Below are 11,757 nucleotides of genomic sequence, written 5' to 3'. Positions count from 1 at the left end.
CCCATGAATCTACCTGAAGAAAAAAAAATCATCCTCTTCGACGGCATCTGCAACCTCTGCGACAGCATGGTGCAATATGTCATCAGGCATGATAAGAGGGATATTTTCCGGTTTGTGGCGCTACAATCAGATCTGGGGAAGGAAATCCTGGCACACATCGGGATTGACACAAAGCATATCGACAGCGTCGTGTTATACGAACCCGGGAAAGCCTATTATTACAAGTCATCAGCTGCCATTGAAATCGTTAAGGAATTCGGCGGACTGTTCCATTTAGGTACCATTTTTAAAATCATCCCTGGTACACTGCGTAATATCGTTTATGATTATATCGCCAAGAACCGTTACAAATGGTTTGGCAAAAAAGATGCGTGTATGATTCCGACTGAAGAATTGAGAGCGAAATTTCTTTAATTTTATTTGGGCGAACGGCCGGGCTATCCGCTCTATCTTTTCCTGAACCTTTCAGGATTCAGGAAAAGGATGCCGCTGCTATCCCTGTCGCATTTACTGACTATCCGAAAGTTCTCCCTCCATTTTGCTGACAACAGCCGTCGCGATGCTGTTCCCCACAACATTCGTGGCACTGCGCCCCATATCAAGGATCGGGTCAATGCCGAGCAACAAGGCAATCCCGACTTCCGGAATATTGAAACTGGCCAACGTTCCGGCAATCACCACCAAAGAAGCTCTTGGTACACCCGCAATGCCTTTGCTGGTAAGCATCAGCACAAGAAGCATCGAGATTTGTGTTTCCAAAGGCAGGTGAATGCCATAGGATTGCGCAATGAAAATCGAAGCAAAAGTCATGTACATCATACTGCCGTCAAGATTGAACGAATAACCTAGCGGCAACACGAAACTTGTGATTTTCGGGCTGCAGCCAAAACGTTCGAGTTCCAGCATGGTTTTCGGGAATGCCGCTTCCGAGCTGCTGGTACTGAACGCCAGCAAAATCGGGTCTTTAATCCTTTTTACCAAAACCAAAACCCTTTTCCTGATAAAAACGGAACCGGCTAAAATCAGGATCCCCCAAAGCACCAATAACCCGAAATAGAATTCACTGATGAAAATGGCATAAGTGGTCAAAATCCCGATGCCCTGCTTCCCGATCACCACCGTCATCGCGCCGAAAACAGCATAAGGTGCGAAATTCATGATGAAACCGGTAATCTTTAATATAATATGTGATATCGAATCCAATGCCTTGATGATCCGCTCGCTTTTTTCTCCCAATGCGGCGGCAGCCACCCCGAAGAAAATCGAAAACACGACAATCTGCAGGATTTCATTATTGGCCATCGATTCGATGAAACTTTTCGGGAAGACGTGCGTGACGAAATCTTTTACCGATAATGCGGCTTTGTCAATCCCGGTAACCTGGTTGTCCAGCGGCAGTGCAAGGTGCATGGCTTCGCCGGGCTTGAAGATGTTTACCAGGATCATTCCTAATATTAAGCTCATCAATGAAGCCGATACGAACCACAGCATCGTCTTCCCTCCTACGCGGCCTACAGTTTTAATATCGCCGAGTTTGGCAATACCTACAACTAATGTCGTAAACACCAGCGGTGCGACGATCATCTTGATTAATCTCAGGAAAATATCGGCGATCAGCGCGAACCACTCGAGTTTCTTATCACGTGCTTTTGTAAGGTCTGTGAGCTTTTCCGACGCGAAATCTTTCTGGCTTTTCAAATTTGTAAAAACAGCTGTAAGTGTATCTTTCTTAGGTATTTTAAGCAGATTCCCAAATTTTGAAATAGAGTCCTTTGTTGCCTGAATCAGTAAATAGCTGTCGCCGAACTTTTCATTGCTTTTGTTAATTTCCGCAAGTAAATCTGCATTAAGCTTTTCATATTTTTTTAATGAAGCGGCAGCTTTTTTATAATCTACAGCCGATGAATCAGGAAGATAGGTTTTAATCTCATTATTGATGGTCTCCGTTTTTTTGGAATAAAATTCAATCTTGCCGTTTTCGTCGGAGACGTAATACTTGTTTAACGCAAATCCCAGCGCGATACCGACGACAAGCGCGATGAAAATGTTGCGGGTCAGCTTTGATTTCTTGTTTTCGGGATGTTCCATAAGTCTTGTTTCGTTATTTTGACAAGAACTAGCCCGGATGGAAGCGGCATCCTTTTATTTTTTTCTTTAAAAAATAAAAGATACAGCGTACAGCCGGAATAGCTCCTAATACATTTTATTCATCAGATAAAAATCGGCCAGGACGATCGCTGCCATCGCCTCGACAATCGGCACGGCGCGCGGCACGACACAAGGATCATGGCGGCCTTTGCCCTGCATTTCTATTATATTTCCATCTTTATCGATGGTTTGCTGCGTTTGCATAATGGTCGCTACAGGCTTAAACGCTACACGGAAATAAATATCCATGCCGTTTGAAATGCCGCCCTGGATGCCGCCGGACAGGTTTGATTTGGTCGTGCCATCAGCGTTGAATAAATCGTTATGGTCACTGCCTTTCATCCTGGCACCGCAGAAACCGCTGCCGTATTCGAAACCGTGTACGGCATTGATGGAGAGCATGGCTTTACCGAGTTCAGCGTGAAGTTTGTCGAATACGGGTTCTCCAAGTCCGACGGGCACATTTTGCAATACACAGGTTATGGTGCCGCCCACGGTATTGCCTTCTTTGCGGATCTGGCGGATGTATTCTTCCATTTTGGCAGCCGTAGCTCCATCCGGGCAACGTACAGGATTGGATTCAGTTTTGGAAAAATCCAATACCTGGTAGGGTTTGTCGATGAAAATATCCCCTACAGATGACACGAAAGCGTTGATCTTTATATCAGCAATGACCTGTTTTGCAACTGCGCCTGCCACTACCCTGCTTGCCGTTTCGCGCGCCGAACTGCGTCCGCCGCCGCGGTAATCACGGATACCATATTTTTTTTCGTAAACATAATCGGCGTGGCTCGGGCGGTATGCGTCCTTAATATGGGAATAATCGTCGGATTTCTGGTTGGTGTTTGGGATGATAAAACCGATAGGTGTGCCCGTGGTCTTGCCTTCAAAAATACCGGACAGGAATTGCACTTCATCTTCTTCATGACGTTGTGTAACTATATTGGACTGGCCGGGTTTACGACGTTGCATGTCTAGTTTTATGGTATCGAAATCGAGTATAATGCCCGGAGGGCAGCCATCGATGATCCCGCCTAGGGCTTCGCCGTGTGACTCGCCAAATGTGGTTATTTTGAAAATTGTACCGTAAGAATTTCCGGCCATGGTTTGGTTTTTTACAAATATAGATAATTTAGATTGTTAGATTTTCAGATCTTCAGATTATCGGATAATTGCCATTAAATATTCAGCAAAAATTTCTGAAAATCCGGTAATCTGACAATCCATCATGTTATCCAATTGATAATATTCTCCTGACCTTCAGTTTACATTACCTCCTTTCATTTGTAAAACTTCAATTTATGAAAAAGAGAGCTGTTGAACTGGTAGTGATTTCAGATGTGCATCTGGGCACTTACGGCTGCCACGCGAAGGAACTGCATCGTTATCTTTCCACAATCAAGCCGAAAACGCTTATCCTGAATGGCGACATTGTCGATATCTGGCAATTCCGGAAATCGTATTTTCCAAAGTCGCATTTAAAGGTAGTCAAGAAAATCCTTGATTTTGCCACGAAAGGTACCAAGGTATATTATTTAACAGGTAACCATGATGAGATGCTGCGTAAATTCAGCGAGGCGCACATCGGGAACTTTTCGATTGCAGACAAGCTGGTTTTGGATCTGGATGGGCAGCAAGCATGGATTTTTCACGGCGATGTTTTCGACGCTTCGGTAAATCATGCAAAATGGATTGCAAAACTGGGCGGGATCGGATATGATTACCTTATATTGATAAACCGGTTTGTGAACTGGTGCTTAAAGCGCATGGGAAAAGAGCCCTATTCATTTTCCAAAAAGATTAAGGCCAGTGTAAAAAAAGCGGTGAAATTCATTTCTGATTTTGAAGAAACCGCTACAGATATTGCTTTGGAAAACGGCTATGATTTCGTAATCTGCGGGCACATCCACGAGCCGAAGATTTTGCGGAAATCGGATAAAAGAGGCGAAACGATCTACCTGAATTCCGGTGACTGGATTGAAAACCTGACGGCTTTGGAATACAATAAAAAGCGTTGGAAGTTATACAACTATAATGATGATCCATTATTGAAAGAGGTGGATTATTTTGAATTTGAGGATAAACTTGGCAAAGAATTGGCACAGTATTCAATTTTTTTGAGAGATTAGGATGTTTTGCTTACATTAGCGGCAAACTAAACTCAATTTTATGAAAAACAAGTTGTTATTGATCGCCGTGGCATTTGGCTTCCTCGTCTCATGCTCCAATAGTGATGATTCTTCCGGGCCGGCCGTGGAAACTAATTTTATGCCTGTGACCATCGGGAATTACTGGGTTTATAATGTCACAGGAAGCGATAATTCAATTGGTAGGGATTCGTTGTATATAGCCAATGACACCGTGATTAATACCAATACTTATAAAAAGTTCAAAACCGAGTCCATCCCTACTGGCTTTTTCTCGAATACTTTAAGGGGGAACAGCGTGCGCGAAGTGAATGGTAAACTGTTGCTCACAGGTGGTGCAGGCCTAAATGTTGCCAATGCATTGCCTATTGATTTAGAACTGACGGATTTCGTTGTTTTTGATAAAAACGCCACCGAAAACCAGCAATTGAGTTCGGTTTCAGGAACCTTACAGCAGACGCTGCAGGGATTCCCGTTGACCATAAACTATACCTTGAAGTCTATTGCACAAGCGGAAGAAGCCACTTACACCGCTCCGGACAATACCGTTTATAACAATTTAAAACCTGTAAAGACGATTTTAAATGTTGCTGTAACGGGAACTTATCAAGGATTTCCGTTTACTTTACTTGAAGCACAGGATGTGGTGACTTCTACACAATATTATGCAGAAGGCATCGGGATGGTGCATGCAAATACCAATATCAGTTATCACCTGGTGGATTTGTCCCTGCTCAATATCCAATTCCCTTTCCCATCTTCAGGAAGCCAAAGCCAGACAGAAGTATTGGATGATTATCACGTAATGCAGAATACGACAAATTAAGGATAAAATATCGATTCCATTAAGGCTGTCAATTTAGGCAGCCTTTTTTATTTATAAAATTTAAGAGGAAATTTCATAACAAACGTAAGGCAGTTAAGGTCTACTTTTGGAATAAATTAATTGATACTATAAATATCAGTAATTCAAAAAACTAACCTTTAAAAACAATTATGATGAAAAAATTGATTTTATCTGCTGTAATGCTACTCGGTTTGGCATTCAGCGCTGAAGCTCAGGAGGTTTCAAAAAATGCCCTGGGATTGCGTTTGGGAGACAATGACGGTTTTGGTGGGGAACTTTCTTATCAGCATCGTTTTTCAGGGAACAACCGCCTGGAGCTGGATTTAGGATGGCGTGATAACAAAAACTATGATGCTTACAAACTTGTAGGTGTTTACCAGTGGTTTTGGAATATCGATGCCGGATTTTATTGGTTTGCAGGAGTTGGTGGAGGTATCGGAAGCTACAGCATTGACAAAGCGCCTCCGGGATACGACGACAGCGGAACGTTCCTTCTGGCTGCCGGAGACATTGGAATTGAGTACAATTTTGATATTCCTTTGCAGATTTCCCTTGACATCCGACCAGAATTATATTTTGGTGACGAATTCAGGGATGATGATTTCGGTCCGGATATTGCACTTGGCCTGAGATACAGGTTCTAAATAACAGAAAAATCCCGCTCAACAGGCGGGATTTTTTATTTAATGGTTTTATTTAATCGTTGAAAATGATTTCCTTTTTTGAATTTATTTTTATGATTGTAAATGGCGTCGTCAGTGATTCTGTCACCATTTCACCCGGCTTCGGTCCTTCTTCCTTGATCGTAACGATGATGTTGTTTGCCGTTTCTTCAATCTTCTCGATACCGATACTGTAGCCGCCTGTATTTTTCTCCCCTGCACTTAGAATCACAAAATTTGACGTATCGATATCTGTCGGTTTTATTTTTTTCTTTAATGCCGGATCATTTTTAATCATTTTGAATTCATTCGGCTCTGAAATGATTTCATAAAACTTAATCTGTGCACCACCCGTACTCCTTTCCGCAAGCACTTCATATAATGGCGACGTTCCGCTAGTTTTAGTCGTTTTGCACGAAAAAAGCACCAAGGCCATCAAAAGTAATCCAATTTTTTTCATAATGTAATTTTAGATAATGCCTGATGGTAAAGCGCTTCATACAACGGAAGGATATTCTTGATATCGAATTGCTTTGCCACCTCAAGCGCATTCTTTTTAAACGATGATAACGCAGCGTCATCCGATAATATTTTGATAGCATTTTCAGCCATGGCATCCGTATCGCCTACATCGCTTAAAAACCCTGAAATTCCATCGAAATTTACTTCGGGCAATCCACCCGAATTACTCGAAATTACTGGTACGCTCCAAGCCATCGCTTCCAATGCGGCAAGCCCGAAACTTTCGGTCTCGGATGGCAGCAGGAACAAATCGGTATAGCTCAGGATCCGATCAATTTCGTTGCTGTTGCCGAAAAAAATCACCCTATCACTGATACCGAGTTTGGCGCACAGCTGTTCTGCTTTTATTTTTTCCGGACCATCTCCTACCATCATGAGCCTGGCGGGAATTTTTTGCTGGATTTTGTAAAAAATATGGATTACATCCGGAATCCTTTTTACTTTCCTGAAATTGCTGATGTGCGTGATGATGCGTTCTTCAGGCTTTGCCATAACAGACCTATGACAGGGAATGCTCGAATCGTCAAGGTTTTTATCAAGCTCGATGAAATTCGGAATCACGTGAATTTCCTTTTTTATATTGAATAAATTATACGTATCGTCCTTCAGGCTTTGTGAAACCGAAGTCACGATATCTGATTTATTGATGCTGAAAGTCACCGCCGGCTTGTAAAACGGATGGTTCCCGACCAACGTGATGTCCGTACCATGCAACGTAGTGACCATCGGGATTTTGATGCCTTCGCTTTTAAGCATTTGCTTGGCCATGTAGCCTGCATAGGCATGTGGAATAGCATAATGCACGTGCAATAATTCAATGTTATACAGTTTTACCATATCGACGAGTTTGCTCGAAAGCGCCAGCTCATAGGGCTGATAATGGAATAATGGATATTCCGGAACGTTGACTTCGTGGTAATGGATGTTCGAGTTCAGCAATGCCAGGCGCACAGGCTGACGATAGGTGATAAAGTGGATTTCATGCCCCCGACGGGCAAGCTCAAGGCCAAGTTCTGTAGCAACAACGCCACTTCCGCCAAATGTTGGGTAACAGACAATAGCAATTTTCATTTTTTGGTTTTAGTGTAACGAATGTAAGAAAAAAGCCGGTTGCCTTCGGAAGTTTTGCGTTAAAAAACTATCTGAGCCGCTCCACCATAATTATCGAACGGTAAGAATTTGTGCCACTGATGGTTTCCTTTTCATAAATCGAATAATTTTGCGTACCGGCTTCCCTCTTTGTGGCAAAATATAATGATGATGCCGAGGACAATTGGATGTAATCAGTGATGACGAATTCATTGACACTGCCACCCGACAGCAATCCAATGCCCAAAATACCTGTAGTAATGAATGAGGTATAATGCTTGGAATACTCTGCATTGTTTAAGATTATTTTAAATGACAGGCTGTTTGAGGTCCCTATCTGCAAAATAGATCCCGCATCCGAAATGTAGTTCACTTTAAGTGTCACACGATACGTTCCGGCAGGAAGGTTAATCAGGTCTTTGTCAGTTGAGGCGGATCCTCCTTCAGTAAAACTGCTGCCTGTGATGGAATTGATGAAGTTTACGGAACCCATTTCTGTAGCGTCATTGTTGTCTTTAAATCGCAATGCTTTTTCTGTTGAACTGTAGGTAATGCCGTCGTCTATTCCTATGCGCATGATTTGCCCTGCAACATTCTCAACTTGCGACATTCCGATTTCACCCGTACCAGCGTCGACAACTGCATAGTAAGTCTTTAAACTGGTATTTTTGGAAGCCAGCTTTTCAATACGGATAAAATCATTATTGGCATCTATATCCAATCTTTTGGTCGGATTGTTTTTTCCTATACCAATATTTCCGGAACTGCTGATCCGCATTCTTTCCAGGCCATTTGTTGCAAAAGCAAAATCTACCGCATCAGTAGTTCCGATGAAATGTTTATCCGCGGAAACGCCTATAGGCACAGTAGGTGCTGTTGTTCCGGTATTGCCATCGAGCTTCCATCCTGAAAAGGAATCCCATTTCGAGCCCGTCCAAAAGTAAAAGCCGTCAGGCTGTGTGTTGTTGTTCTCAGTATCCTCAAGATAAACCATCAGGCCTTTAGATACTGGTGATGACACCGCGAAATTTGAAACCTTAGGGATCAGGAAACCGTCTTCATTTGTAGGAGAAGCCGGATTTTCAACCTGAACGTCTAATGTGGCTTTAGGATTTGTCGTATTAATCCCAACTTGTCCCAATGCTGGCACACAAATGAATGCAAGCCATACTACAGATTTTATTTTTTTCATTTTATAAAGATTAAATTAATTCTCTAAATACGAACAAAATTATAAAATAAAATCACAAATAGTTATTTTAATAAACAAAAAAACCAATCGTTGAGATTGGTTTTCAATTATGCTGGTAAATACGGTTTATTTTATGATGGCCTCCTGTATCACTTTCTGAATGTCTTCCCTTATATTATTTTTAGAAAGCGCATTAGGCGCTGAGGCATCAGGGTAAGTTCGGTTTGAGAGGAAAATGTAGACAATCTCGGTTTCAGGATCTGCCCATGCATAAGTTCCTGTAAATCCTGTGTGCCCAAAACTTGAAGCAGATACGCAGCCACAAGTCGGGCCTTGTGTTCCGGGCAATTGTTGCTTATCAAAACCTAAAGCGCGACGGTTTCCTTCGGCACAAAAGTAGCAGGTATTGAATTCATTGAACGTCTTTTCGCTGAAGTAAGTATGTCCGCCATAATGCCCTTTTTGCAAATACATCTGCATTATTTTTGCCACATCCATCGCATTTGAAAAAAGTCCGGCATGGCCTGCCACACCACCTTCCATCGCAGCAGCCATATCATGTACATAGCCCTGCAGTACCTGATGGCGGAAATATTTATCAACTTCCGTAGGGGGAATGTCCGTTTTTACGAATTTCTGCAAAGGATTGAACAATGTATTATTAGCGCCTAAAAACCTGTAGAAATTCTCGTACGCCTGCACATCAAGCGTTTTATGATTAATTTTTTCCAAATATTCTTTCAGGATAAGGAATGTAAAATCACTGTATTTGTATTCCTTTTTAGGAAGCAGCCTGCTATTCGCAATGGCTTTCATGATCGTGTCATTATAATCTTTCAGGATGTAAAGGCTGTCGGCAACTTGTTTTGAGAATACCTCGTCAGGGACTTTCCTGTAGTATTTCTCCATCGGGATTTTATTGGAATCCAATGTCGACTTATAAAACGGGATCCACGCTTCAAAACGCGCATAATGCGAAAGCAATTCCTTAAACGCAATATCTTTTTTATCGGTATTTGCAAAAACCGGAAGCATTACTCCCAATTTCGTATCCAGCGTCACTTTCCCTTTGTCATAAGCCTGCATGACATTGGGCAAAGTGGCAAGGATCTTCGTAAGTGAAGCCAGGTCATAAACATCTGAATTCTGCACTTTCCTGACGTTGTCATAACTGTGATATCCAAAGGATTTCTGATAGATCACTTTGCCTTTCCGTGCGACCAGCACCTGAGCTCCTGGAGTCATTTTGCCATCGATTGCTTTTTGTGCAATACTGTCTATTTTTGCGAGTATTTTAGGGTTCATCCCGACGTTTTCCGGCGCAGTGAATCCAAGTCGGTCCAGTTTTTCAGTGGGTAATCCAAAATTGACCTTAAAATCATTGCTGATTGAAACGGGCAGTTTTCCCTTGGCATCGATAGCCCCAAAAATCAGTTCGGCAGAAACTTCCTGCGCAATATCCGAGTTTTGGTAAGAAACGATAAGCCCTTCAATTTCAGAGAAATCAGGAATTGCCGAAAGGGAGTATGGTTTGGTAAAAACATCAAGTATGACTTTGTTTTGCAACGCCAATTGGTTTACCCATTGGATTTCGGTCTCTGAAAAAGCATGATTTTTCCAGGCCTTGTCCGATTTGTGGAAACCGACGATGACCAAGTCGAAATTCTTAAGCTTCACGTTCAGCGAATCAATATTGGCATCCGCAATTTCGGTTACTTCCGTATATTTTTTTAAGGTAGAAACGAATGACGTGTTATTGTCGTCACCCAATTTCACGTACGCGATGCGTGTTTTTTCAATGCTTTTTATCGGAAGCAGCGTTTCTTTATTTTTTAACACGGTTATCGCATTTTCATACAATTGATATTGCAATGCCGTATTTTCCGATGGATTGATGTCCGCTGAAATGTTGGCAGTGTTAATCGGTTTGTAATGGTTTAATCCCGCCTTGTATTTGAATTTAAGGATTTTTTTAACCGAATAGGCCAGTCTTTCCTCCGAAAAAAGGGAATCCTGATAAGCTACACATAATTTCTCCATGGCTGTCGGAACATCTTCCGCGCAAAGCAGCATATCGTTTCCGGCTAAAAACGCTTCAAGATCAATCTCTCCGGGCTTTCTGTAATTTGATGCGGCTTTCATGTTCAATGCATCGGTAAAAATCAATCCGTCGAAACCCATTTCTTTCTGCAATAAACCGGTTACGACATTATATGAAATGGATGATGGATAACTGTCGCGCGGCTCTAAACTCGGCACATTGAGATGTGCCACCATCACTGAAACCAACCCTTCGTCAAACATTTGCCTGTATGGATAAAGTTCGACCTGCTCCAATCTTTCTTTTGTAAAATTCACCAAAGGCAGCGAATAATGCGAATCTGTTTCGGTGTCGCCATGACCTGGGAAATGCTTCCCGGTAGAAAATACATTTTCGCCCTGAACACCTTTCATTAACGCGATGGCAGAGGAAGTGACATTGACTTTATCCTCACCAAACGAACGAAAGCCGATGATCGGGTTCTTTGGATTCGTATTGATGTCGAGTACCGGTGCAAAGTTGAAATTGATGCCCAAACGCTTGCTTTCCTTACCCATTTGGGTGCCGACTTTACGGATCAATTCCTTGTCTTTAATCGCTCCGAGTGTCATATTCCATGGAAACCGGTACGTAGAATCAAGACGCATGCTTACACCCCATTCGGCATCAATGGCTATAAATAACGGGATTTTGGATTTTGACTGAAAGCGGTTCGTCAGCCTGGCCTGTCTTCCCGGACCGCCCTGGAAGAAAATCAATCCGCCGATTTTGTAGTTGCGGATCATCCTGTCAATCATATTGAAATGCACAGAATCCTTATTGGAATAAGCCGAAATCATAAAAAGCTGGCCCAGTTTTTCGTCGAGAGTCATTTTTCCATAGATACTGTCAACCCATTTACTTTCCCCATCAGAGTCTTTCAGGAATGGAAATTTCTCCTTCCGGCTGACGGTTGACTTACCGATTTCATTTTGCTTAAATTCGTGAATCGTATCTATAGTATTGACAACAGGCTTGGCATTCACCTCCTTTTTCGACGCACAATTGCACACTCCAATAGCCAGCGAAAAGAAAATGAAAATCCGTAAAAAAGAATGGTGCATTTTTGA

10 protein-coding genes are annotated in these 11,757 nt (G+C 42.3%); 4 read left to right on the top strand and 6 right to left on the bottom strand.

All coding sequences use genetic code 11. The annotated features are described in order from the left end of the window. The first annotated feature begins 3 nt into the window (after positions 1 to 3). Positions 4 to 414: a thiol-disulfide oxidoreductase DCC family protein gene (locus HYN49_RS11290; protein WP_108904215.1), complete on the top strand. Its 411-nt coding sequence runs from the start codon at positions 4 to 6 to the stop codon at positions 412 to 414. Between the two features lie 93 nt (positions 415 to 507). Here HYN49_RS11290 and HYN49_RS11285 read toward each other — a convergent pair whose 3' ends face one another. Both HYN49_RS11285 and aroC read right to left on the bottom strand, forming a co-directional pair. Continuing rightward, complete coding sequence (locus HYN49_RS11285; RefSeq protein WP_108904214.1) at positions 508 to 2,088, bottom strand: dicarboxylate/amino acid:cation symporter; 1,581 nt, start codon at positions 2,086 to 2,088, stop codon at positions 508 to 510. A 105-nt stretch (positions 2,089 to 2,193) separates the two neighbouring features. After that, positions 2,194 to 3,252, bottom strand: coding sequence for a chorismate synthase (gene aroC, locus HYN49_RS11280; protein ID WP_108904213.1), 1,059 nt, complete (start codon positions 3,250 to 3,252; stop codon positions 2,194 to 2,196). A 197-nt stretch (positions 3,253 to 3,449) separates the two neighbouring features. Between aroC and HYN49_RS11275 the strand changes: the two genes are divergently transcribed. The 3 genes from HYN49_RS11275 to HYN49_RS11265 all read left to right on the top strand — a co-directional run bounded on the left by HYN49_RS11275 (position 3,450) and on the right by HYN49_RS11265 (position 5,786). Next, entirely contained in the window at positions 3,450 to 4,277 is an 828-nt protein-coding gene (locus HYN49_RS11275) for a UDP-2,3-diacylglucosamine diphosphatase (RefSeq protein ID WP_108904212.1), read from the top strand. Positions 4,278 to 4,317: 40 nt separating this feature from the next. Further along, positions 4,318 to 5,121: a hypothetical protein gene (locus HYN49_RS11270; protein ID WP_108904211.1), complete on the top strand. Its 804-nt coding sequence runs from the start codon at positions 4,318 to 4,320 to the stop codon at positions 5,119 to 5,121. Positions 5,122 to 5,294: 173 nt separating this feature from the next. Then, positions 5,295 to 5,786, top strand: a complete 492-nt coding sequence (locus tag HYN49_RS11265) for a porin family protein (protein WP_108904210.1) — start codon at positions 5,295 to 5,297, stop codon at positions 5,784 to 5,786. A 52-nt stretch (positions 5,787 to 5,838) separates the two neighbouring features. Here the strand turns inward: HYN49_RS11265 and HYN49_RS11260 are convergent, their stop codons facing one another. The 4 genes from HYN49_RS11260 to HYN49_RS11245 all read right to left on the bottom strand — a co-directional run bounded on the left by HYN49_RS11260 (position 5,839) and on the right by HYN49_RS11245 (position 11,751). Further along, the gene (locus tag HYN49_RS11260; protein WP_108904209.1) at positions 5,839 to 6,264 is read right to left on the bottom strand and encodes a protease complex subunit PrcB family protein; all 426 of its coding nucleotides are present in this window, start codon (positions 6,262 to 6,264) and stop codon (positions 5,839 to 5,841) included. Continuing rightward, positions 6,261 to 7,397, bottom strand: a complete 1,137-nt coding sequence (gene bshA, locus HYN49_RS11255; RefSeq protein ID WP_108904208.1) for an N-acetyl-alpha-D-glucosaminyl L-malate synthase BshA — start codon at positions 7,395 to 7,397, stop codon at positions 6,261 to 6,263. The genes HYN49_RS11260 and bshA overlap by 4 nt, the downstream gene beginning before the upstream one ends. A gap of 67 nt (positions 7,398 to 7,464) precedes the next feature. Beyond that, on the bottom strand, positions 7,465 to 8,607 hold the full coding sequence (locus HYN49_RS11250; protein WP_108904207.1) for a hypothetical protein: 1,143 nt from the start codon (positions 8,605 to 8,607) through the stop codon (positions 7,465 to 7,467). Between the two features lie 126 nt (positions 8,608 to 8,733). Then, complete coding sequence (locus HYN49_RS11245; protein WP_108905043.1) at positions 8,734 to 11,751, bottom strand: glycoside hydrolase family 3 N-terminal domain-containing protein; 3,018 nt, start codon at positions 11,749 to 11,751, stop codon at positions 8,734 to 8,736. Between the last annotated feature and the right edge of the window lie 6 nt (positions 11,752 to 11,757).

The sequence above is a fragment of the Flavobacterium pallidum genome (assembly GCF_003097535.1).
Classification (GTDB): Bacteria; Bacteroidota; Bacteroidia; order Flavobacteriales; family Flavobacteriaceae; genus Flavobacterium; species Flavobacterium pallidum.
Note: the sequence above shows the minus strand (reverse complement) of the source record. Positions and strands in the feature narration are given on the sequence as shown.

What these genes read in the sequence shown, in the direction of transcription:
- HYN49_RS11290 (WP_108904215.1), top strand. Translation starts at nt 4, where the DNA reads ATGAATCTACCTGAAGAAAAAAAAATCATCCTCTTCGACGGCATCTGC.
- HYN49_RS11285 (WP_108904214.1), bottom strand. Translation starts at nt 2,088, where the DNA reads ATGGAACATCCCGAAAACAAGAAATCAAAGCTGACCCGCAACATTTTC.
- aroC (WP_108904213.1), bottom strand. Translation starts at nt 3,252, where the DNA reads ATGGCCGGAAATTCTTACGGTACAATTTTCAAAATAACCACATTTGGC.
- HYN49_RS11275 (WP_108904212.1), top strand. Translation starts at nt 3,450, where the DNA reads ATGAAAAAGAGAGCTGTTGAACTGGTAGTGATTTCAGATGTGCATCTG.
- HYN49_RS11270 (WP_108904211.1), top strand. Translation starts at nt 4,318, where the DNA reads ATGAAAAACAAGTTGTTATTGATCGCCGTGGCATTTGGCTTCCTCGTC.
- HYN49_RS11265 (WP_108904210.1), top strand. Translation starts at nt 5,295, where the DNA reads ATGAAAAAATTGATTTTATCTGCTGTAATGCTACTCGGTTTGGCATTC.
- HYN49_RS11260 (WP_108904209.1), bottom strand. Translation starts at nt 6,264, where the DNA reads ATGAAAAAAATTGGATTACTTTTGATGGCCTTGGTGCTTTTTTCGTGC.
- bshA (WP_108904208.1), bottom strand. Translation starts at nt 7,397, where the DNA reads ATGAAAATTGCTATTGTCTGTTACCCAACATTTGGCGGAAGTGGCGTT.
- HYN49_RS11250 (WP_108904207.1), bottom strand. Translation starts at nt 8,607, where the DNA reads ATGAAAAAAATAAAATCTGTAGTATGGCTTGCATTCATTTGTGTGCCA.
- HYN49_RS11245 (WP_108905043.1), bottom strand. Translation starts at nt 11,751, where the DNA reads ATGCACCATTCTTTTTTACGGATTTTCATTTTCTTTTCGCTGGCTATT.